This window comes from Mesorhizobium sp. M2D.F.Ca.ET.226.01.1.1, assembly GCF_004022705.2.
In the GTDB taxonomy this organism is placed as follows: domain Bacteria; phylum Pseudomonadota; class Alphaproteobacteria; order Rhizobiales; family Rhizobiaceae; genus Mesorhizobium.
Window position 1 is genome coordinate 164281 of record NZ_RZOY02000003.1, and the last position, 21357, is coordinate 185637.

The 21357-nt window shown below is 62.8% G+C and carries 25 protein-coding genes, 1 tRNA gene and 1 pseudogene; 17 read left to right on the forward strand and 10 right to left on the reverse strand.

Going from position 1 to position 21357, the window contains the following annotated elements:
• Positions 1–115: 115 nt before the first annotated feature.
• Positions 116–919, forward strand: coding sequence for an alpha/beta fold hydrolase (locus EN869_RS08210; RefSeq protein ID WP_127225836.1), 804 nt, complete (start codon positions 116–118; stop codon positions 917–919).
• Between the two features lie 73 nt (positions 920–992).
• Complete coding sequence (locus EN869_RS08215; RefSeq protein WP_127225835.1) at positions 993–1613, forward strand: hypothetical protein; 621 nt, start codon at positions 993–995, stop codon at positions 1611–1613.
• Here the strand turns inward: EN869_RS08215 and EN869_RS08220 are convergent.
• The gene (locus EN869_RS08220) at positions 1603–2535 is read right to left on the reverse strand and encodes a metallophosphoesterase (RefSeq protein ID WP_127225834.1); all 933 of its coding nucleotides are present in this window, start codon (positions 2533–2535) and stop codon (positions 1603–1605) included. The genes EN869_RS08215 and EN869_RS08220 overlap by 11 nt on opposite strands.
• A gap of 170 nt (positions 2536–2705) precedes the next feature.
• On the opposite strand from EN869_RS08220, the gene EN869_RS08225 reads away from it, so the two are divergent.
• Together EN869_RS08225 and EN869_RS08230 are read left to right on the forward strand one after the other, a co-directional pair.
• Entirely contained in the window at positions 2706–3209 is a 504-nt protein-coding gene (locus EN869_RS08225) for an NUDIX domain-containing protein (protein ID WP_127225833.1), read from the forward strand.
• A 65-nt stretch (positions 3210–3274) separates the two neighbouring features.
• A complete protein-coding gene (locus EN869_RS08230; RefSeq protein WP_127225832.1) occupies positions 3275–3757 on the forward strand; it encodes an ABZJ_00895 family protein in 483 nt (160 codons plus the stop codon).
• 108 nt (positions 3758–3865) lie between these two features.
• On the opposite strand, the gene EN869_RS08235 is transcribed toward EN869_RS08230, so the two are convergent.
• Positions 3866–4852, reverse strand: a complete 987-nt coding sequence (locus tag EN869_RS08235) for a glutathione S-transferase family protein (protein ID WP_127225831.1) — start codon at positions 4850–4852, stop codon at positions 3866–3868.
• A 290-nt stretch (positions 4853–5142) separates the two neighbouring features.
• On the opposite strand from EN869_RS08235, the gene EN869_RS08240 reads away from it, so the two are divergent.
• The 6 genes from EN869_RS08240 (at position 5143) to EN869_RS08265 (ending at position 9886) form a co-directional block, all read left to right on the forward strand.
• Positions 5143–5748: an N-acetyltransferase gene (locus EN869_RS08240; RefSeq protein ID WP_127225830.1), complete on the forward strand. Its 606-nt coding sequence runs from the start codon at positions 5143–5145 to the stop codon at positions 5746–5748.
• A 27-nt stretch (positions 5749–5775) separates the two neighbouring features.
• Positions 5776–6537 (forward strand): 3-hydroxyacyl-CoA dehydrogenase, encoded by a 762-nt coding sequence (locus EN869_RS08245; protein WP_127225829.1) that lies wholly within the window; start codon positions 5776–5778, stop codon positions 6535–6537.
• Between the two features lie 5 nt (positions 6538–6542).
• Positions 6543–7730 carry a CaiB/BaiF CoA-transferase family protein gene (locus EN869_RS08250; protein WP_127225828.1) on the forward strand — a complete coding sequence of 396 codons (1188 nt, stop codon included), beginning with the start codon at positions 6543–6545 and terminating at the stop codon, positions 7728–7730.
• 36 nt (positions 7731–7766) lie between these two features.
• A complete protein-coding gene (locus EN869_RS08255) occupies positions 7767–8537 on the forward strand; it encodes a HugZ family protein (protein WP_127225827.1) in 771 nt (256 codons plus the stop codon).
• 159 nt (positions 8538–8696) lie between these two features.
• Positions 8697–9035 carry a metalloregulator ArsR/SmtB family transcription factor gene (locus EN869_RS08260; protein WP_127225826.1) on the forward strand — a complete coding sequence of 113 codons (339 nt, stop codon included), beginning with the start codon at positions 8697–8699 and terminating at the stop codon, positions 9033–9035.
• A 53-nt stretch (positions 9036–9088) separates the two neighbouring features.
• Positions 9089–9886 (forward strand): RNA methyltransferase, encoded by a 798-nt coding sequence (locus EN869_RS08265; RefSeq protein ID WP_127225825.1) that lies wholly within the window; start codon positions 9089–9091, stop codon positions 9884–9886.
• 48 nt (positions 9887–9934) lie between these two features.
• Here the strand turns inward: EN869_RS08265 and EN869_RS08270 are convergent, their stop codons facing one another.
• Positions 9935–11077: a hypothetical protein gene (locus tag EN869_RS08270; protein ID WP_127225824.1), complete on the reverse strand. Its 1143-nt coding sequence runs from the start codon at positions 11075–11077 to the stop codon at positions 9935–9937.
• A 139-nt stretch (positions 11078–11216) separates the two neighbouring features.
• The gene (locus tag EN869_RS08275; protein WP_245442297.1) at positions 11217–11753 is read right to left on the reverse strand and encodes an EipA family protein; all 537 of its coding nucleotides are present in this window, start codon (positions 11751–11753) and stop codon (positions 11217–11219) included.
• A 383-nt stretch (positions 11754–12136) separates the two neighbouring features.
• Between EN869_RS08275 and EN869_RS08280 the strand changes: the two genes are divergently transcribed.
• Both EN869_RS08280 and EN869_RS08285 read left to right on the forward strand, forming a co-directional pair.
• Positions 12137–12766: a histidine phosphotransferase family protein gene (locus EN869_RS08280; protein ID WP_127225822.1), complete on the forward strand. Its 630-nt coding sequence runs from the start codon at positions 12137–12139 to the stop codon at positions 12764–12766.
• A gap of 222 nt (positions 12767–12988) precedes the next feature.
• Entirely contained in the window at positions 12989–13357 is a 369-nt protein-coding gene (locus tag EN869_RS08285; RefSeq protein ID WP_127225821.1) for a response regulator, read from the forward strand.
• Positions 13358–13427: 70 nt separating this feature from the next.
• Here EN869_RS08285 and ctrA read toward each other — a convergent pair whose 3' ends face one another.
• A complete protein-coding gene (gene ctrA / locus EN869_RS08290) occupies positions 13428–14123 on the reverse strand; it encodes a cell cycle two-component system response regulator CtrA (protein WP_006203583.1) in 696 nt (231 codons plus the stop codon).
• Between the two features lie 448 nt (positions 14124–14571).
• Here ctrA and EN869_RS08295 point away from each other — a divergent pair, with 448 nt between their 5' ends.
• On the forward strand, positions 14572–14949 hold the full coding sequence (locus tag EN869_RS08295; RefSeq protein ID WP_127225820.1) for a flagellar export protein FliJ: 378 nt from the start codon (positions 14572–14574) through the stop codon (positions 14947–14949).
• A gap of 85 nt (positions 14950–15034) precedes the next feature.
• On the opposite strand, the gene EN869_RS08300 is transcribed toward EN869_RS08295, so the two are convergent.
• Positions 15035–15436 carry a helix-turn-helix domain-containing protein gene (locus EN869_RS08300; protein WP_127225819.1) on the reverse strand — a complete coding sequence of 134 codons (402 nt, stop codon included), beginning with the start codon at positions 15434–15436 and terminating at the stop codon, positions 15035–15037.
• A 91-nt stretch (positions 15437–15527) separates the two neighbouring features.
• Between EN869_RS08300 and EN869_RS08305 the strand changes: the two genes are divergently transcribed.
• Positions 15528–16454, forward strand: coding sequence for an NADP-dependent oxidoreductase (locus EN869_RS08305; protein WP_127225818.1), 927 nt, complete (start codon positions 15528–15530; stop codon positions 16452–16454).
• A 69-nt stretch (positions 16455–16523) separates the two neighbouring features.
• Here EN869_RS08305 and EN869_RS08310 read toward each other — a convergent pair whose 3' ends face one another.
• Positions 16524–16799 (reverse strand): DUF1153 domain-containing protein, encoded by a 276-nt coding sequence (locus EN869_RS08310; RefSeq protein ID WP_006203587.1) that lies wholly within the window; start codon positions 16797–16799, stop codon positions 16524–16526.
• 254 nt (positions 16800–17053) lie between these two features.
• On the opposite strand from EN869_RS08310, the gene mnmA reads away from it, so the two are divergent.
• Positions 17054–18244 (forward strand): tRNA 2-thiouridine(34) synthase MnmA, encoded by a 1191-nt coding sequence (gene mnmA / locus EN869_RS08315; RefSeq protein ID WP_127225817.1) that lies wholly within the window; start codon positions 17054–17056, stop codon positions 18242–18244.
• Between the two features lie 74 nt (positions 18245–18318).
• Here the strand turns inward: mnmA and EN869_RS08320 are convergent, their stop codons facing one another.
• Positions 18319–19284, reverse strand: a complete 966-nt coding sequence (locus EN869_RS08320; protein WP_127225816.1) for a Gfo/Idh/MocA family oxidoreductase — start codon at positions 19282–19284, stop codon at positions 18319–18321.
• Positions 19285–19538: 254 nt separating this feature from the next.
• On the opposite strand from EN869_RS08320, the gene EN869_RS08325 reads away from it, so the two are divergent.
• Positions 19539–19615: transfer RNA gene (locus EN869_RS08325), tRNA-Met, on the forward strand.
• 225 nt (positions 19616–19840) lie between these two features.
• Here the strand turns inward: EN869_RS08325 and EN869_RS08335 are convergent.
• Together EN869_RS08335 and EN869_RS08340 are read right to left on the reverse strand one after the other, a co-directional pair.
• Positions 19841–20353 (reverse strand): OmpA family protein, encoded by a 513-nt coding sequence (locus EN869_RS08335; RefSeq protein WP_127225815.1) that lies wholly within the window; start codon positions 20351–20353, stop codon positions 19841–19843.
• A 9-nt stretch (positions 20354–20362) separates the two neighbouring features.
• Positions 20363–21019 (reverse strand): L,D-transpeptidase, encoded by a 657-nt coding sequence (locus EN869_RS08340; RefSeq protein ID WP_127225814.1) that lies wholly within the window; start codon positions 21017–21019, stop codon positions 20363–20365.
• Between the two features lie 81 nt (positions 21020–21100).
• Here EN869_RS08340 and EN869_RS35030 point away from each other — a divergent pair.
• Positions 21101–21301, forward strand: a pseudogene (locus EN869_RS35030) (efflux RND transporter permease subunit); the annotation flags it as partial.
• Positions 21302–21357: the final 56 nt, after the last annotated feature.

Sequence of the window (21357 nt, forward strand, 5' to 3'; positions counted from 1 at the left end):
GGGCGGCAGAGGATCAAACAGTCGCGAAAATTTTACTGGCCATCGATCTGGCTGGGGAGCAATCCAGCCACAATTCGCAATTGTTGCCCCCTCTTGCCTCGCTACCCTCGTTTTCATGCTTTCATCCCCCCATGCTGTCGAATGCGGCGCAGGCTCGAAAACGGTCGTGCTTTTGCACGGCTTCGGTTCCTGCCAGGCGATCTGGCACGATGTGGCCGCATCGCTTGCGCCAGTCATGAGAGTGCTGGCCTACGACCTCCCCGGACACGGCCATTCGCTGGAATGCGAAGGCATAGGCGGCGCCAAGCAAGCTGCCCGAACAATCCTTGCGGACCTTGCCGCCCGCCGGCCGGACAAGGTCCACCTCGTTGGCCATTCCATGGGCGGTGCCGTCGCGACCCTGATGGCGCTTGCCGATCCCGGCAGGGTTGCCTCGCTGACTTTGCTGGCGCCCGGCGGCTTCGGTCCTGAAATCAACGCACCCCTGCTGCGTCGCTACGCGGCCGCGGCCGGCAGGAAAGAGATTCGCGCCTGCCTTGCCGCCATGTCGGGCACACGGAGCGTGCCGCCGGAGCATGTGGTGGACGCGCTCTACCGAATGCGCAAACGGCCCGACCAATTGCAGGCCCTGATCGACATGGCAGCCGGGATGACCAGGGATGACCGGCAAGGGGTCATCCCCGGCGCGCAACTGGATACGCTCGATATGCCGGTGATGGTTGTTTGGGGAGCGGAGGACCCGCTGCTGCCTGTCGATCAGAGCGAGGCTCTGCCGTCGCATTTCCATCTGCACCATGTCCTCGACGCGGGTCACATGCTGGTCGAGGAAGCTCCGGACCTGGTTGCCGAGATCGTGCGCCGCAACACACGCCGCCGCACCAGGCGGCAACGGCCGGTGTTCGGCGCCGCGGCAAGCTGACCAGCGCCATCATCCAGTGCATTTTGCCGGCGATTGTGTTAACCCGCTGTTAACCAACAGCGAGACAGCCGCCATGAAGGATGCAGGCGACAAAATCACCCCGGTCGAGCCGTCGCGAAAGCTTTCCGATGCCATACGCGACATCAAGAATGCCTTCGCCGACCGCGATGACGTCGTCGTCGACATGCGCGAGGCGCACCGCATGCGGCTCGAGCTGCTGGCGAGCGAGCTTGGCCCGGTCTTTGCCGATGTCCCGGCCGACATCGACAACTTCGACTTCGCCGTCTCGTCGGGCCTGCAGCCGCGGCTTTGGATCGATGCGGTTAGCCACGTCGCCATGGGGCGCGACCGCCGCACCTACCGCTTTCTCAAGGATACGCGCGTCGGCCGTGTGGTGCTGGCCGAGTCGATCGAGATGAAAGCCGTCGCCGATGCGGTGACGCGCTACGTGGCGGAACGCGTCGTCGAGCGGCAGCGCATGATGGAAGGCGGCATCGAGAGCGCCTTTCCCGGCCTGCATCGTGCCGAGGTCCAGGAAGCGGAGCCACCCATTCAATCCGAGACCCGCCACAACGGCGGCTGGACGACCTTCTTCGCCGGTCTCGGCCTGATCGCCGCCGGCGCCATTGTCGGCCTGGCGGTTTCGCTGGCCTTGTTCTGGGACCGCATCATGCAGATGAAGATCAGCTTCTGACGAGCTGACGCCCATCTGCCGGAACGTCGAGGTCCACGGTTTGCAGATCCGAAGGCGGTATCGCCGGCCCGGTCAGGCCGCGGCGGATCAGGCGCAGGCGCCAGCTGCCCTTTTCGCCGTCGATTTCGAATATGTTGTACTGCGCTGCGGGGTGCTTGCCACCCGGCGCCTGGCCGGCGGCGGCGACCCCGACCACCGGCACCTTGGCCGCCTTTGGCCCGATGGTGAACAGCGACGGCAAATGCGAATGGCCGTGCAGGACGAGTTCGGCGCCGTGCCGGCGAATGACCTTGTGGAAACGGGCGATGCCGAACAGGCGCTTATGCTGCGGGACGGCGCCGCGCACAGGCGGGTGGTGTATCATGATGGCCCGGAACAGCCCTTGTCTCGCCGTATCGTCGAGGATCTTGCCTAACCGCCCAGCCTGCCCCTCCATGAAGAAGCCGTTGGCCATGAAGGGCGCGGTGGCGCGCGCCGTGGTGACCCCGATCAGCGCTACATTGCCGCGCACGCGCAGATACGGAAAGGAATTGCGGTCGACCGGGCTGTTGACGCCGTCGCCGGTCATCCAGGGAGCCCACGCCCGGCAGACCTTGTCGAAGGCGCCCGGCACATAGGCGTCATGATTACCGGGAACCACCGAAACGTCCTGCGGCGACCCGAGCGTCTCAAGCCAGTGCTTCGCCATCTCGATCTCGCCGTCGAGCGCCAGGTTGACGAGATCGCCGGTGATGGCGAGATGATCGGGCGCGCTGGCCTTGATGTCGGCCACGAGGCTGTCGATCACCGCGTCATGCATATGGCGGCGGCGGTTGCGTTGCCAGTTGACGTAGCCCAGCACGCGCTTGGACGCGAGGTCGCGATAGGTTACATCGGGCAGCGGTCCCAGATGAGCATCGGAAATATGCGCGAGCCTGAACATGGCCCCTTCTTAAGCGACGCCGTCGAGGCTTTCCACTCACCGTTTGCTGTTCTCCCAAGCAGGTTCCGCAAAAGTGTCCCACGGTTTTGCGGCCAGAACCTGCGAAAAACGAGAAAGGCCAAGCAGATGTTCGTGGGACAACCCACGAACATCTGCTTGCGGATCGTTGCATGAACCGGCGCGCCGATCCGGAGGAGGCGTTCCGCCAGACCGGCTGGCCGGGGCTGCGGGCCAGGCTCTTCCATTTTTACTTTCTGCTGCGCCGCCCGATGACGCTCGGCGTGCGTGGCCTGGTTTATGACCGTGCCTCCAACGCCGTCTTCCTGATCCGCCATACCTACGTTCCGGGCTGGCAGTTGCCCGGCGGGGGCGTCGAGCCCGGCGAGACGCTCGAAGAAGCGCTGGCGCGCGAGCTGGCCGAGGAAGGCAATATCACCCTGACGGCCCCACCCGTGTTGAAATCAATGCATTTCAACCGCCGCTCCAGCAACCGCGACCATGTCGGCCTTTACCTGATCGAGGCCTTCAGCCAAACGGCGCCGAAACTGCCGGACCATGAGATCGCCGAGGCCGGCTTCTTCCCGCTCGATCGTTTGCCGGAGGACACGACCCCGGCGACAAGGAGACGGATAGCCGAGATTTTTGGGAGCCCGGCTGCATCGGCATATTGGTAGGCTTGCTTTGTCCTTGGCAGAGACTCTATGCTCTATTTCACGTGATTTGGGAGTTGGGGGATACAGTGAGCAACAGCAATGAGCCTTCCGTAAACCTCTGGCCTTATGTTGGGTACTATAGTTTGACGATGGTGGCGTTGACGATCGCGCTTGGTATTCTGGTGGTCGTTATCCCGACGCTTTCAAAGGAATTCGGCAAGGCTGCTGGATTCGCCATAAGTTTCGGATCCGCCAACGTTGCGTTATATAAATTCGTCAGAAGAAATGGCCGCTTGTTCAATCGCGGGGAATATTGGACGATAGTTCTGCTCTCCACCCTGGCAGCCTTTTTTATTTCGGCGCCGCTGGGTTGGCTGGCCATCGCAGGGGAAGCGAAGCAGCACGACCTGAGCAACGTTCCCCTGGCCGTCTGGCTTGGAAGCGTTCTGTTCGCTTTGCTGCTGACCTTTGGCTTGAACGCCGCCTGGTACTCGAGCCGATTTGGGAGAACTCTGCTGAAGGCCGAACTTGCCAGGCGAGCCCGCACCGACACCGAGGCGTTCCGCTAGAGCGGTTCTCCGTTTCACGGAAGCAGAGTACCGCTCTATCTCTTTGTTTCGACGCAACTCCGGGCGGAAAACCGCTCACACTTTTTCAGTAATTGCTCCTAGGTCAGGTCACGCCGCCTTCCTAAACCGCCCGCGATCATGCGGCGCGGCATAATCGAGCTCCGGCCCTACCGGAACAATTCCCGTCGGATTGATCGACCTGTGGCTGCCGTAATAATGCGCCTTGATGTGATGCAGGTTGACCGTGCCTGAAACACCCGGGACCTGGTAGAGGTCGCGCAGATAGTTCGACAGGTTCGGATAATCGGCGATACGGCGCAGATTGCATTTGAAATGGCCGACATAGACCGGATCGAAACGCACCAGCGTCGTGAACAGCCGCCAGTCCGCCTCGGTGATGTGTTCGCCGGTCAAATAGCGTTGCCGCGACAGCCGCTCCTCGATCGTATTAAGCGTCGAGAACAATTCACCGAATGCTTCCTCATAGGCTTTCTGCGTGGTGGCGAAGCCAGCGCGGTAGACGCCATTGTTGATCGACGGATAGACCAGCGCATTGATCCTGTCGATCTCCGCGCGCAGCGCCGGCGGATAGAAGTCGAGACCCGCATCGCCCCATTCGTCGAAAGCAGAGTTGAGCATCCGGATGATCTCGGAGGACTCGTTGTTGACGATCGTCTGTTCCTGCTTGTCCCACAGCACAGGCACCGTCACGCGGCCTGAATAGGCCGGATCGGCCTTGGTGTAGATCTGGTGCAGGAAATCGAGGCCGTAGAGCGTGTCGCCGGTTGCGCCGTCCTCGGCTTTGAAGGTCCAGCCGTTCTCGCCCATGAAGTGGTGCACCACGGATACCGAGATGAAGCCTTCCAGCCTCTTCAGTGCCCGGAAGATCAGCGTGCGGTGCGCCCACGGGCAGGCGAGCGAGACATAGAGATGGTAGCGGCCCGACTCCGCTTTGAAGCCACGCCTGCCGCCTTGCGCCGGCTTGCCGTCACGCGTGATCCAGTCGCGCCATTGCGACTCTCTTCGTATGAACCGTCCGCCGCTGTCGGTGTCGAACGGGCGGTCCTGCCATTTGCCTTCGATCAGCAATCCCATGCGGAAATCTCCCTGCGGTTCGCAATAATCTAGGCCGATAGCCGGGTTGGCGAAGCCCTTCGGCACTGAACAGTTCGTCAAATGACGGACCAGTTCGTCAAATGACACAAAGAAAGACAAAAAGCGCCAATTGCAGCGAAACAAAATTGGTGCTAGCGGAGGCGCCCATGTTCGACTTTGCCTCGATCCGGTTCGACCGACGACGAAAGGGCGCCCGCGCTTAAGAAGCGCTGACTGGCGAACGCTGCCGCTTTGCAGCAACCTTCCTCGCATACCGGAACGCAAAGACCATGAGCCTTGCCGACGTGAAATACCTGCCGGAAACCCCGGCGCATGATGCTGAAATCGAAGCCATCAACGACGAGGCCTTCGGCCCCGGCCGTTTCGTGCTAGCCGCCTACAAGATCCGCGAGGCGGGCGGGCATGACCGCTCAATGTCCTTCGTCGCCGTCAAGGACGGCACGGTGATCGCTTCCGTGCGCATGACGCGCGTGGCGGCGGGTGCCGGACGCGCCATGATGCTCGGCCCGCTTGCGGTGCGCCCCGCCTTCAAGAATCTCGGCATCGGCCGCAAGCTGGTCGCGATCGCGCTGGAGGCGGCCAGGAAGGCCGGCGCGCCCGCCGTCATTCTGGTTGGCGACGAGCCCTATTACGGACCGCTCGGCTTCAAGCGCTTTCCACGCGGGCAGATAACCATGCCTCGCCCTGTCGATCTCGACCGGCTGCTGCATCAAGAAATCAAGCCCGGCGCCGTCGCCCGCTTTGCCGGCGATGTCTGTCACGCCAACATGGCCAGGGTTGCCGAATTTGCCCCGGCCCTGGCGCGCACGACCGCCAGCGCGTCGCCATCGATCGATCCGGCTATTGCGGTTGCGCCTCCCTTGCGGGCTTCGTAGCATAGTCCAAAACCCTGGGAGGCTTGCATGAACCCGAACGGCCAGATCGCGATCGTCACCGGCGGCGGATCAGGCCTGGGTGAAGCGACGGCGCGCGCCTTGGCGAGCAAGGGCGCGCGTGTCGCAATCCTCGATATCGGCATCGAGCGCGCCGCCAAAGTCGCGGCCGATATCGGCGGCATCGCCGTCCAATGCGATGTCTCCAGTGGCGACAGCGCCACGGCCGCGATCGCCGAAGTGGCTGAAAAGCTTGGGCAGCCGCGCATCCTGGTCAATTGCGCCGGCATAGCCATCGGCGTGAAGACGATCGGCAAGGACGGGCCGCATCCGCTCGACCAGTACCGCAAGGTGATCGAGATCAACCTGATCGGCACCTTCAACATGATCCGCCTCGTCGCCGACCGGGCAGCGAAGCTCGACCCGCTCGCCGGCGGCGAGCGCGGCGTCATCGTCAACACCGCCTCCGTCGCCGCCTATGACGGCCAGATCGGCCAGGCTGCCTATTCGGCCTCCAAGGGCGGCGTCGTCGGCATGACACTGCCTGTGGCGCGCGATCTGGCGCGCTCCGGCATTCGCGTCTGCACCATCGCGCCCGGCATCTTCAAGACGCCGATGATGGCCGGCATGCCGCAGGAGGTGCAGGATTCGCTCGGCGCTTCCGTGCCCTTCCCGCCCCGGCTCGGCGAGCCGTCGGAATATGCGGCCCTTGCGCTGCACATCGTCGAGAACCAGATGCTGAACGGCGAGACCATCCGGCTCGACGGCGCCATCCGCATGGCGCCGAAATAAGCCGGATGACTGGCTCGCCGACAGGCGCCGGTGCTTCCACCGAAACGACCGGCCCGCTCGCCGGCGTGAAAGTCATCGAGATCGCCGGGCTCGGCCCGGTGCCACTTGCCGCCCTGATGTTGTCCGAGATGGGCGCCGAGGTGTTGCGCATCGAACGCGCCGATGCCGGCCAGCCGCTTCTAAGCCTGCCGGAAGCCTACGATCTCGACCGCCACGGCCGTTCCATCCTCAAGCTCGACCTGAAGCGTCCGGCCGGCGTGGAACTGTTGATGCGCCTTACAGCGGGCGCCGACTTGCTTGTCGAGGGCTTCCGCCCCGGCGTGATGGAGCGGCTCGGCCTCGGGCCCGACATCCTGCTGGAGCGCAATCCGGCGCTGATCTATGGCCGCCTGACCGGCTTCGGCCAAGACGGACCGCTGTCCGGGCGAGCCGGACACGACATCACCTATCTCGCCTATGCGGGTCTGTTGCATGCGATCGGAAGACGGGACGCAGCGCCGGTGCCACCGCTCAACCTCGTCGCCGATCAAGGCGGCGGCGCCATGATGCTGATCGCTGGCGTGCTCGCCGCCCTTTTCCAGCGCTCGCGTAGCGGAAAAGGCCAGGTGGTCGACGCCTCGATGATCGAAGGCGCCTCGATGCTGGCGGCGCCGATCCACGCCTATATGGCGGCGGGTCTGTGGAGCGACAGGCGCGGCGAGAACCTGCTCGATTCCGGTGCGCCATTTTACGACACCTATGAGACGGCGGACGCAAGGCACATTGCCGTCGGCTGCCTGGAACCGCGCTTCTTCGCCGAATTCGCCAGGCTGCTGCCGCTCGACGAGCGCTTTGTCGGCGGCCAGTACGACACGCCGCTATGGCCCGCGATGCGCGCCGCCATTGCCGGCCGGGTCATAGAGAAAACGCGCGACGAATGGGCCGAGTTTTTCGCCGCGACCGATGCCTGCGTGGCACCCGTGCTGTCGCTGGTCGAAGCCAGGCACCACCCGCACAATCGCGCCAGGCAAAGCTTTGTGCAGGCCGGCCGGCTCGAGCGCCCGGCACCTGCGCCGCGTTTCTCGCAAAGCCCGCAAACGCTTGCCGCAATACCAGCGAGCGCCAATCGCGACCCCGCCGGCATCTTGACCCGTTTCGGCTTGAGCGATGAGGAAATCGCAGCCCTTGCAAAAGCGGGTATACTCGGCCGATAAGCGGAGAATAGAAATCAACTTATCAAAGGTAAGCTTGTGGCCGAACCGAAAAAGGACGTCATTCGCGAGACCGACGCCGAGGCGATCAGACTGGCGAAAACCCTGATCCGCGCTGCGCGTTTCGGCGCGCTCGCGGTGATCGAGCCTGGCACGGGCGCGCCGCTCGCAAGCAGGGTTGGCGTCGCCACGGATATCGACAGCACACCGCTGATCCTGATCTCGATGCTGTCCGCGCACACCGGCGCATTGCTTGCCGATCCGCGCTGCTCGCTGCTGCTTGGCGAGCCCGGCAAGGGCGATCCGCTGGCGCATCCGCGCATCAGCCTGGCATGCCGGGCCGTGCGACTGGAGCGGGGGTCGGCCGACCAGATCCGCGCCGAACGGCGCTACCTCAACCGCAATCCGAAGGCGAAGCTCTATGCCGGGCTCGGTGACTTCTCGTTTTTCCGGCTTGAGCCCGGGTCGGCCAGCCTGAATGGCGGCTTCGGCAAGGCCTATCTTCTCGACCGCGACGATCTCATCACCGGCGGTGCCCTCGTCGAGGAACTGGCCGGCAGCGAGCAGGCAGCGCTTGACCACATGAATGGAGACCATCGCGACGCGCTTGCCCTTTATGCCCGCCATTTCGGCCACGCCGAGGGTGACGGCTGGATCGCCATCGGCTTCGATGCCGATGGCATGGATCTCGCCGCTTCGGACGCCACCTGCAGGGTCTTCTTTCCGCAGCCTCTGCGGAGCGCGGGCGAGTTGCGCCCGGTGCTGGTCGAGATGGCCAGGACGGCGCGCGTGGCAGAGCAAGAGCGATAGTTGATTGCGCGCTGATGAAAGCAACGCTTGAGATTTAGACGAAATGATCTACCTTTGTAGTGACGCTGATTCAGCAGCGCCAATCGACATCTGAACATTTGTGGATTCAAGCGCCATTGCCCCCTGGCGCCAGGATGAGCCAGGACCCTTGGGGGATCTATGATCTCGAATAAATTAATCGCCAATGCGGAATCGGCAGCCGCGTTTCTCACTCTCATGGGGAACGAAAAGCGCCTGTTGATCGTGGCCCATCTCATCGAGAACGAAATGTCGGTCGGCGCCATCGCCGAAAAGGTGCAGCTCAGCCAGTCCGCGCTGTCGCAGCATCTCGCCAAGCTGCGGGCCCTCGATCTCGTCGAGACCCGGCGCGACCGCCAGATGATCTATTATTCCTGCCGGTCCGAGGCGGTGCGCGAATTGCTGCGCATGCTGGAAGGTATTTTCGGCGACGGCGACCTTTCCCAGATGGCCTATCGGTTGCGCCGCGCCGGGGCTTGACCCGCGGCTCCTGTCGCTCATTACCTCGCTGACAAACCTTCGGTGAGGCACGCATGAACCTTATCCCTATAGACGATCCCCAGGACCCGCGCGTCGCCGCCTATCTCGACATCCGCGAGCGTGACCTCGTCGGCCGCCACGGCCGCTTCGTCGCAGAGGGCAAGGTGGTGCTGGACCTTCTGCTGTCGACGGGGCGCTTCGCCGCCGAATCGGCTCTTATCCTCGAAAACCGGCTGGCTGGCCTGCAGCCGATCCTGCGCAAGGCGCCTGCCGATTTCCCGGTCTATGTCGCCGGCGGCGAGGTCATGGACAAGATCGCCGGCTTCCACCTGCATCGCGGCATCCTCGCGATCGGCCTCCGTGGCGATCCGGCGCCCGCTGAAATTCTGGTGGAAAGCTTGCCTCGGCGCGCCTTGGCCGTCGTCCTGGTCGGCATCTCCAATCACGACAATATGGGTGCGATCTTCCGCAACGCCGCGGCCTTCGGCGCGAACGCGGTGCTGCTCGACCGGACCTGCTGCGATCCGCTCTACCGCAAGGCGATCCGCGTTTCGGTCGGCGCGGCGCTGAAAGTTCCCTTCGCGTCCTTCGCCGACACAGGAACCTTCACCGCGACGCTCGACCGGCTTGGCTTCAGCCAGTTCGCGCTCTCGCCGCGCGGCACCACCGATATCCGCGAGGCGGAGCGTTCACAGCGTCTGGCGCTCTATCTCGGCACTGAAGGCGAAGGCCTGCCACAAGACCTGCTTGCGCGGCTGCACACGGTGAGGATCAACATGGCGGAAGGTTTCGACAGCCTGAACGTTGCCGCCGCGTCAGCCATTGCCCTGCATCATTTTTCCGACCGGTAGGTAGCCCGACGAGCGATCCCGGGAGGCCCGATATCGCAACCGTCTTCCTCAGTTGGACGAGTCGGCCTTCTGCAAAGCCCTCACGCGGTCGGCAAGGCTGATGCCACGCCCCCCTTGTGGCCCGTCACTCGCCAAGGCCTTGGCAATGGGCGAATCCGGCCCGTCGAGTTTCATCGTCAGGTTGACAACCTCGGCCGCCAACTCGTTCATTTGCTCGCGTAGACCCGCGCTTGGGCGTGAATCGCCCGCCGCTTCGGGCATTGCCGTCGCCGAGGCGGCAAGATCGGTCTTCAGCCGCTTGTTTTCGCGTGCCAACGCCGCCAGCCTCGCCTCCAACCGCTCCCGATCGCCCTCGAGCTTGGCGATTGCCTTGTCGACATCGTCGCTTTGCGCATCGGCGCCGGCGGCCAGCCGAGCGATGCCGTTGGCAGCCGTAGTCTCCTTCGACCGTTCGCGCATCCGGGCGAGATCCTTCTCGCGCCGGTCGAGCTGTTCCTCGCGGTCGGCAAGCGTCGCCAGCAGCCGCTCGACCTTCTTGTCGAGTTCGGCCGTTTTCTTCTTCTCGGCCTTCAGCGCTTCGCGCGCAGCTTTGCTTTCCGAGGCGATTTCCTGGTTTCGCCTGTCCGCCTCCTTGCGCTGGCCTTTCAGCATCGCGATGTCGCTGGCGAGTTTTTCCAGCTCCGATTCGCGGGCAACCAGCTCGATCTGGCGGTTTGAGGACGAGAAGCTGGCATCGTCATACATCTGCTCGAGCTTTTGCAGCTCCAGCGCGCGCTTCTCCAACGCCCGCTCCGTCTGCGCGAGCTTTTCCGAGAGGCGGTGCAGATCCTCCTCGCGCTGCCTGAGCTCCGCATTTTTCGCCTGCAGATCGGAGAGTGCCTGGTTCTTGTCCCTCGTCTCGACCGCCAGCCCCTTCAGGGCCTCGCGCCCGCGGCCGATCTCGACGAGTTGCTCGGCAACCTTCTCTTGCAGATTCTTGACGGTTATCTCCAGCCGGCGCGTCGTCATGGCGTACTCCGCCCGCACCCGGTCCTTGTCAGCCTGGATTTCGGCCTGTGTCAGCGGCAGCGAGGCCTCAAGGCGCCGGCGGGTGAGCACGACGGCCCGCCGCCACACCGCCGGCGCGACAAGCGACACCAGGAAAACGGCGCAGAGGAAACCGAGTACGAAAAACAGAACCGACTGGACCAAGGCGTGCTATCCACTTTATGGAATGGAGCGGCAATCGCTGGATTGTGCCACCTTGGCATGGCGGAAATTCAACGCCGCGGCAAGGGCATGCCGCGGCGCGATCGACACTGTCCGAGCGATTGTGGCGGGCAGAACCCGATCAGAACGGGTTCCAGGTCGGCCTTTCGGTGAGCTTCAGATAGCCGAGATTGACGCCAAGGCGGGCGCCGACGCCGGTGCGGATTGGCACGAGCAGCACCCGGTTGCTCTGCAGGACGTTGAAGCCGACGCCGGCAATGACATAGGCAGAGCCGGCAACGCCGCCGAAGCGGTTATAGAGGCTGCTGATGTCGTCGAGATTATAGACCAGCATCATCACGCGCGATCCTTCGCCGCCGAAATCCCAGCCCAGCGACGGACCTTGCCAGAACACTTTATGGTCGCCGGCATTCTTGGTGTAGAGCGTCCCCTCGCCATAGGTGAGGCCGCCGATCAGGGCGCCGGAGCCCTCCTCGCCCAGCAGGTAGCCGTTTGGCAGGCCGTAGGAGGCAAAGATCTTCTCGACGACGGTGGCGAGGCCGCCCGACGTCTCGCCGAAGAATTTATGACCGGAATCGATGATTTCCTGAGCGGTGTACTGTTGGGCCCGCGACGCCGAGGTCGAAAGGATCAAAGCCCCCAGAAGTGCTATGGTCATGGTGAAGACACGGACGAATGTCCGGTCATAGTATCGGGAAAACATGCTTCCAATCTCCGTCAGGGAGCACTTTCGCCGACGCCTCGCATCCCTGCGGCTCTTGCCGGCCGTTCAGGATGGCTATCACGGGCAAACTATGCCGTAATCCTTTTTCAACCATTAAACTCTCACACGAAGATGGCGGTTCGAAGGCTGCGTTTCCCCTGCGGCGGCCGGTTTCCCCGTGCGAACACACCATTTTCGCCATCGACAATTGTGGATTTGTTGATGCGCGCTCGGGCGCTGTGTATTCAGAAAGCGTTGGAAATGAGCGTGATTCGTGTGGGCAGGCGCGAAAACGGTCGCTCGGCCATGAACATGTGACTTAAGCAGGGATTTCACCGATGGCCGAGCTTTTCACCCTTTCCGCGCCGGATCTCGCGGCGCTGCTTTGCAGCCGTGTCTGCCACGACATCATCTCGCCGGTCGGCGCGATCAACAACGGCCTGGAACTGCTCGATGAAGGCGGCGCCGACGAAGACGCCATGAAGCTCATTCGCCAAAGCGCTAAGAATGCCTCGGCGCGGCTGCAGTTCGCCCGCATTGCCTTCGGCGCCGCAGGCTCCGCCGGCATGATGATCGACACCGGCGATGCCGAGGCCGTGGCTATCGCCTTCCTGAAGAACGAAAAGCCGGAACTGGTATGGAACGGCCCGCGCGCGCTTCTGCCCAAGAACAAGGTCAAGCTGCTGCTCAACCTCATTCTCGTGGCCCATGCCGCCATACCGCGCGGCGGCAAGCTGGTGATCACGCTGGAAAATCTCGAAGCCGAGCCGCGTTTTTCGCTCTCGGCAAGCGGCCCCATGCTGCGCGTGCCGCCGAAATTCCTCGAACTGCATTCCGGCCACAAGCCGGAGGAGCCGATCGACGCCCATTCGGTGCAGCCTTACTACACGCTGCTCCTGGCGCGTGAGGCCAACATGACGATCTCGATCCATGCGACGCCCGAAGAGATCGTGCTGACGGCTGCCTAAGAAAACTGAAAGTATCTTTTATTGCTAATATTTGCGTTGGCAGTGCATATCGAGCAATGCCGGCCGCGATCAATGTAACGGCGCCGCGGGCGAAAACCGCGCGGCATGCCTGTTTGGAAAAACTTTACCTAACGGCTTTTCTGCTTCTTTACCAGATTGGGCTATGGTGCTCACGGTTACCCGGAGGCTGCCGGTTCGGCAGATGGCAAAGAGGATCCGGACATGAAGCGCTGCCTTTTCGTCGACGATTCGAGCGTCATCAGGAAGGTCGCAAAACGCATTCTTGGCGGCTCCAACATGATTGTCATGGAGGCCTCGAGCGGGCTTGAGGCCACCGAGATGTGCGCCGGCGACATGCCGGATGTCATCGTCATCGACGGCGGCCTCACCGATGTCCAGGCGGTGGACCTCATTCGCCGTATCCGCGCCATGGAAAGCCCCATCAAGCCGCAGATCCTGGTCTCGCTGGTGGAGGTCGATGTCGGGGCGATCATGCGTGCCAAGCGCGCCGGGGCCCAAGGCTATCTGCTGAAGCCCTTCAACCGGGCGCAATTGCTCGAAAGCTTCCGGGTCCTCAAGATAGCCGCCTGATTCGCCGAAGCCGTCTCAAACAAAAAACCCGGCCTGAGCCGGGTTTTTTGTTTGAGATCGCCTGAAACGCTCAGGCGCTGACGCGGATATCTTCCGGTTCGCGCAGCACATAGCCGCGGCCCCACACCGTCTCGATGTAGTTCTGGCCGCCGGACGCCGCGTCGAGCTTCTTGCGCAGCTTGCAGATGAAGACGTCAATGATCTTCAGTTCCGGTTCGTCCATGCCGCCATAGAGATGGTTGAGGAACATTTCCTTGGTCAGCGTCGTGCCCTTGCGCAGCGAGAGCAGCTCCAGCATCTGGTATTCCTTGCCGGTCAGGTGCACGCGCTGGCCGCCGACCTCGACCGTCTTGGCGTCGAGATTGACCACCAGGTCGCCGGTGGTGATGACCGACTGGGCATGGCCCTTGGAACGGCGCACGATGGCGTGGATACGCGCTACCAACTCGTCCTTGTGGAAAGGCTTGGTCATATAATCGTCGGCGCCGAAGCCGAGGCCGCGCACCTTGTCCTCGATGCCAGCCATGCCGGAGAGGATCAGGATCGGCGTCTTGACCTTGGAGAGGCGCAGCGTGCGCAGGACTTCGTATCCCGACATGTCGGGAAGATTGAGATCCAGAAGGATGATGTCGTAATCGTAGAGCTTGCCGAGGTCGACGCCTTCTTCGCCGAGATCGGTCGTGTAGACATTGAAGCTTTCCGATTTCAGCATCAGCTCGATGCTCTGTGCGGTTGCACTGTCATCTTCAATCAGCAGAACACGCATTTCATTCCCCTTTTCTGCTGCCGGATCGTGTCACGACCCGTCCGGGACCCGGAGCAGTGATTGCCTGAACAGAAGGTGCCACCGACTGGTTAACAAATCCTAATTTCGTGTCGTCCACGATACCAGATTTTTTAACCCCTTTCTACACCCACTTGAATCTAATAATGAATCACAGACCCAAACCGCTAATGCACCACGTTAATAAGTCAGCCTAAGTGACTCCAGAGACTCGCAGGCCCGGGCTTCCGCCGAGAGCCGGAATTTTTACCCGGCCTTAAGTCCTCGCCCGTATGATTAACAATGCCCGTAAACGAATGGTTACCGCCGGCAAAAATCTTTAGGGCTTTGTTTCCCATAGCCCAGGGAATGCCGGGGGAAACGGGCGGCGCTTGGGTCGTTCCAGGCGGACTGGGCGGTATGCAGGTGTGCGTTTGCGGAGTATCGAGTCATGAAGTCACGTGAAAACCTCGTTCGGCTGAAGCAGTTTCAGGTGAATGAGAAGCGGCGGCAGCTCTTGCAGCTGGACATGATGATCGCCGAGTTCGAGCGCATGGCCGTCGAGCTGGAAGCGCAGATCATCGCCGAAGAGAAAAAAGCCGGCATCACCGACATCAACCATTTCGCCTATCCGACCTTCGCCAAGGCGGCTCGTCTGCGCCGCGACAACCTCAGGAATTCACAAAGCGACCTCGCCCAGCAGCGAAGCACCGCCGAATCATTACTCGGCGAAGCTGAAGCGGAGCTTTCCAAGGCGGAGATGCTGGAATCGCGCGACACCAAGATCCGCGACGCCGACACGAGCGGCCGCAGCGCCATGATCGGCTGATCGCCGGCATAATTCGCAGTCATTGCGGGGATTATGCCGGCATCGTAGGAACCGGCGCCCGGTCGAATCAGCCTCTCCTACGGCTTCAGGACGCGGCAGCCACCTCGCCGTGATCCACCGATGCCCGCGCCCGGGCATCCTTGATTTCCGGTGCATGCTCTTCCGCCCAGGATCGGATCTGGCTGAGCAGCCCCGCCAGGTTCTGGCCAAGCTCGGTGAGCTCATACTCCACGCGCGGCGGAATGACGGGAAACACCTCACGCCGCACGAGACCGTCACGCTCCAGCACACGCAGTGTCTGCGTCAGCATTTTGGGCGTGATGCCTTCCATCTTGCGCGCCAGCTCGCCGTTGCGCAGCCGGCCGCGCCGCAATGCGCAGACGGTAAGATAAACCCATTTGCTGGCCAGCATCTCGAGCACGGTATGCGACGGGCAGGTGCGCCGGAACGCGTCGTAGCCGAGTGGGGAGCTGTCGTCACTATCCATGAGGTGCCTATATATAGAAAAGGTACATACTAGACAACAGAATATCACTATCCAAATGATAGCGGCATTACCAATCGAGCAGGAGGCTTCCATGCGTGCCGTTATCCAGAATGCTGTCGGCGGACCCGACGTCCTTTTCGTCGCCGAACAGCCCGATCCATCGCCCAAGCCCGGTGAAGTGCTCGTCCGCGTCAAGGCGGCGGGTATCAACCCGGTCGATGGCGTCGTGCGCGGCGGTTTCTACCCGTTGCTCGGCGAGCCGCCATTCATACTGGGCTGGGACATTTCAGGGACCGTCGCGGCGCTCGGCGCCGGCGTGACCGAGTTCAAAGTCGGCGACGACGTGTTCGGCATGCCCCACTTCCCCAAACAGGCCGGCGCCTATGCCGAGCTTGCAACGGCGCCGGTGGACGAGATTGCCGCCAAGCCTGCCGCCATCGACCATGCGCAGGCCGCGGCGCTGCCTCTGGCTGGGCTGACGGCCTGGCAAGGCCTCGTCCGCCATGGCGGCCTGCAGGCTGGGCAACGCGCGCTGATTCATGCCGGCGCCGGTGGCGTCGGCCATCTGGCGGTGCAGATCGCCAAGGCGCGCGGCGCCCATGTCATCGCCACCGCGAGCCCGGACAAAACGGATTTCGTCCGCTCGATCGGCGCCGATGAGGTCATTGACTACACCAAAGGCGATTTCACCGAACAGGTTCGCAACGTCGATCTGGTGCTCGACGGGATGGGCGGCGACCATGCCGACGGGTCGCTGAAAGTGGTGCGTGACGGCGGCGTTCTGGTGTCGCTGCTCGACGTTCGCGACGCCACCAGGACGAAGGCAAAAGAGCGAAACATCCGCGTTGAGCGCATGTCCGTGGTGCCGGATCGCGAAGGCCTCGTCGAACTCGCCAGGCTGGTCGATGCCGACAAGCTGGTGCCGCACGTGGCCAAGGCTTTCCCGCTCGACCAGGCGGAGGCCGCCCATGCCTTCCTTGCGACCCGACCGATCGGCAAGGTCGTGCTGACGGTCTGACCGGGGGGCGCTTCAAAAAGGCGAAAGGGCGCGGTGTCCCGCGCCCTTTGTTCGTTTCCGGCTGATAGCCTAGTGCCGGTATTGCTGGATCCGCGTGGTGCGCAGCCCGGCAAGGCCGTATTCGTCGATCGATGCCTGCCAGGAGAGGAATTCTTCGGTGGTGAGCTTGTAGCGCTGGCAGGCTTCTTCAAGGCTGAGCAGGCCGCCACGCACGGCTGCGACCACTTCCGCCTTGCGCCGGATAACCCAGCGCCGCGTGTTGGTCGGGGGCAGATCGGCGATCGTAAGAGGGCTGCCGTCGGGCCCAATAACATACTTGACTCTAGGTCTAACCAGATCGGTCATCGTACTCTCTACTAAAAACTCAAAGACCCAATCCCCGCCACAGTACCGCCACAGCTTTAAAAATTGCCTAAGCGAACCCTAATCACTAGGTAAGGATCGTGAACGCCCGGTTAGGATATCGTTTAGAATTTGAAACACTGGCTCTCCAGGCCCGATTTTGCCGGTAAACTCGTCCTGGGCCGCAAGCTGGCGCACACGTGGCGCTTGACCTATATTCCGGCCATTGGCATTGAGCGCCGCACAGTGAAAGCACCATGAACAGCCTCGATCTCCCTCGCCGCCCCGAAGAAACCCGCGTCGTCGTCGCGATGTCGGGCGGTGTCGATTCGTCGGTGGTCGCCGGCATTCTGAAGCGCGAAGGCTATGACGTCGTCGGCGTGACGCTGCAGCTTTACGATCACGGCGCGGCCACCCATCGCGCCGGTTCGTGCTGCGCCGGCCAGGACATCGACGACGCCCGCCGCGTCTCGGAGACACTCGGTATCCCGCATTACGTGCTCGACTACGAGGAGCGCTTCCGCAAGGCGGTCATCGATCCCTTTGCCGAGAGTTATGTTGCCGGCGAGACGCCGATCCCCTGCGTTTCCTGCAATCAGACGGTGAAGTTCGCCGATCTGCTCGCGACCGCCCAGGATCTCGGCGCCGACGCTTTGGCCACCGGCCATTATATCCGTTCGCGCGCCAATGGCGTGCATCGCGCGCTCTACCGGCCCGTCGATGCCGACCGCGACCAGAGCTATTTCCTGTTCGCCACCACGCAGGCGCAGATCGATTACCTGCGCTTCCCGCTTGGCGGCCTGTCGAAGCCGCAGGTTCGTGCCATTGCCGAGGAAATGGGGCTGACCGTCGCCGCCAAGCAGGACAGCCAGGACATCTGCTTCGTGCCGCAGGGCAAATATTCCGACATCATCGCCAAGCTGAAGCCGGCGGCAGCCAATCCCGGCGACATCGTCCATATCGACGGCCGCGTGCTCGGCCGCCACGAAGGCATCCTGCGCTACACGATCGGCCAGCGTCGCGGCATCGGCATCGCCTCCGGCGAGCCGCTCTATGTCGTCCATCTCGACGCCGACCGCGCGCGCGTCATCGTCGGTCCGCGCGAGGCGCTGGAGACGCACAAGATCTACCTGCGCAACATGAACTGGCTGGGCGACGGCGCGCTGTCCGACGTTCCGGCCGGCGGGATCGAGCTCTTCGCCAAGGTCCGCTCGACCAGGCCACCGCGCCCGGCCGTACTGCATCACCGCAACGGCGTGACGTCGGTCGAGCTGGCCGACGGCGAATCCGGCATCGCGCCCGGACAGGCCTGCGTGCTCTATTCCGACGATGGCAACGAGGCGCGGGTGTTCGGCGGCGGTTTCATCGAGCGTTCCGAGCGCGGCGCCGAGGCCGAGGCGATGCTGTCCAGGCTCGCGGCCAGGCCGGCGCAGATTCCGGCTGAATAGGATCGCGGCCTATCGGTCAGCCGACTTTCAGCTGCCCAACTTTTCAGAGAGATTGCGACTGCTTCGGTGTGGGCTCAGACCGACGAGCCGGTATGGATCACCGTGCCGGCGGTCAGGATGCGCAGCACCCTGATCGCTTCCTCGCCGTCGGTGCGCGGCTCGGCGCGCGTCTCGATGCACTGCATGAAATGGGCAAGCTCGCGCGTCAGCGGCATGCCCTCGCCGACGGCCACGTAGGAAGGCTCGTTGGCGGTGAAGGCCCACTGGCCGCTGTCCTGCCAGACCGCGTGCCGGTAGACGGCAAGCTTGCGCTCCCATGGCTCGACGTCGTCGAACACCGCCATCGCCTTGGTGCCGACGACCGTCAGGCGCCGCTCGCGATAGGGATTGAGGCGCGAGGCGAAGAGATGGCTGCGCAGGCCGTTCGGGAAACGCATATGCAGATGCGCGAAGTCGCTGAGATTGTCGAGCAGCGCCGCTCCCTCGCCTCTCACCTCGATCGGCTCGGTGCCGGTGATGGCCAGGATCATCGACAGGTCGTGCGGCGCAAGGTCCCACAACGCATCGTTTTCGGTATGGAACTTGCCAAGACCGAGCCGATGCGAGTGAATGTAGCGCACCTCGCCCAGCTCGCCATTGTCGATCAGCGCCTTCAGCGTCTCGAAAGCCGGGTGGAAGCGCAACACATGGCCGACCATGAACACGCGGGCCTTGCCCTTAGCCGCCTTCACCGCGCGCTCGGCGTCGGCGACTGTCAGCGCGATCGGCTTTTCCACCAGCACGTCCTTGCCGCTTTCGACCGCCCGCACCGCCGTGTCGGCATGAAACTGCGGCGGCAGCGCCATGACGATGGCGTCGATGTCGTTGCGCTCGAACAGTCTGTCCGGTTCGATCGCCAGGCAATCCTGCTCGCTGGCGAAACCTTCGGCGCGGGCGCGGTTGGCGTCGGAAACGGCATGCAGCGCGCCAAGCGCCTTGAGGGTGCGGATGTGGTTGCTGCCCCAGTATCCGCAACCGAGGACGGCGATGCGCGGCTTCATTCGCTCAAACTCTAGAATTTCATGGCCGAGACATAGCGACGTGCCCCGCCGAACTCAACCCCGTGACATGCCCTGAGTGTCTGTCCGGCAAAGCTTTTCTGGGACGAGAATATACGGGCTGGATTATGCCGGCATGTCGGCCTCATCCATGCTTGACAGGCTCACCCTCCCAACCTTATATCCGCGCGACCTTGGCGAACGCCTTGAGACATCCGTCCACTCGGGGACGGTTTTTTCGAGCCATTTGCCGCCCTGGCGGGGTAGCTCAGTTGGTTAGAGCACGGGAATCATAATCCTGGGGTCGGGGGTTCAAGTCCCTCTCCCGCTACCACCTTCCCCTACTCCTTTGACGCCGTGGAGGAAGGCGCTGTCGCCCAAGAGTGCCATCAGCCGACCAACGATTTCGACTTCAACTCGCGATTCTCGAGGATCTCGAAACACCGTCTTGCGCTCTTCGTTCAGCGTTGTTGATTGCGGTCCTGGTACGGCTGGTCAATGCCATGGCCCTTGGCCATGGCGTTGACCAGCCGCTCGATCTCCTGAGACAAGTCCTCCTCTACGGCTCGTCCCTCTCATCGCGCAAATTAGACACGACGCGGCGATTCTGTGACCTGCAGGCAGTGTCGGGACAGTCGCGGACGAGCCTGTCCTTGCCGTAACCCTTGGCCCACATGCGATTACGGTCTATGCCGCCGGCGGCAAGGTAGTCCATCACCGCATCGGCGCGCTTCTGCGACAGCGCCGTTTCGTTTGCGCCGGGATCGTCGGCGAAACCTTGCAGCTTGAGCATCCAGCGCGGATACTTTGCTAACCAGGCGATCTGGGTGTCGAGGGTGGTCTTGGCGACAGAATCGAGCGCGGCCGAACCTTGCGTGAAATAGGTGCGGCGGCCGACATTGAGGATAAAATCCTCCTCACTGCCCGGCTGTACGTTCTGAAAGGCGGCAATCTGGGCGTTGGTGACGTCGGGCGTGGGAGGGGCCAGCGTGCTGCTGGTCGAGCAGGATGCGGCCAGCACCAGCAGGCCGGCGGCGAGCACCCAGCGCGTGTTTTCAATCCTGCGGTTCATGAGGCGCCATCATTCGACAGAGGTGGAAGAGGGGGCCTGGTCGGCGATGTGCGGCAGGACCTCCACCGCGGTGCCGATCGGGCACCGCTGGTAAAGGTCGATTATGTCTTCCGGGAACATGCGGATGCAGCCGCTGGAAGCGTCGGTGCCGATACTCCATGGCTCCAGCGTGCCATGCAGGCGGTAGCCGATATCGGTGCCGTCGCGGTACAGATAGAGCGCACGCGGCCCGAGCGGATTGTTCGACGCACCGCCTGCGATCATGTCCGGTAGTTCCGGCCTGCGCTTACGCATTTCGGGGGGTGGGACCCATTGCGGCCACAGCGCGCGGCGCTCGATCGTCGCACGGCCGTACCATTTGAAGCCTTCCTTGCCGACGCCGACGCCGTAGCGGATGGCGGTCTTGTTTTCCATGATGAGGTAGAGGAAGTGGTGGCGGGTATCGACCACGACGGTGCCGACCGGCTCGCTGCTGAAATACTTGACGATCTGGCGATGCCATCTCTTGTCTATCTTGGCGAAGTTGGTCTTTCGATAGACGAAATTGTTGTCGATGGCGGTGCCGGCGAAAAAGGATTTTGCCGCCGCGGCTTGAACATTGCCGGTTGCACCGACCGCAACCAGCGCCAGGCCGCCGATCACGACACCCCTGCGTGATAGAACCATCGGCAATCCCCCATGCCTTAAGCCTAGCGAAACATAGTTTAGAATTATTTCGCCTCAAAGTGGAAAATGCTGCGGTCAACCGCACTTGGTGGAGCACTGCTGCCTCTAGTGGTGACGGCACCAGCTTCTCCATGCCCGTGGTAATTGGCCTGCCTGTGCTGATGGGGGCGGTAACTAGGACCTCTCCTCTTGGTGGAATACCCGATCCTGCTGCGGCGCGCGGGCCTTTCGAGTTTTGAGGCCCTGCTCGACGCATGCCATAAGCGGGCGCGCCCCATCGTCCCAATGCATTTCTAGGCCCAAAGCGAGGTTAATTGAATTCGCGCTGGCGGCGGCCT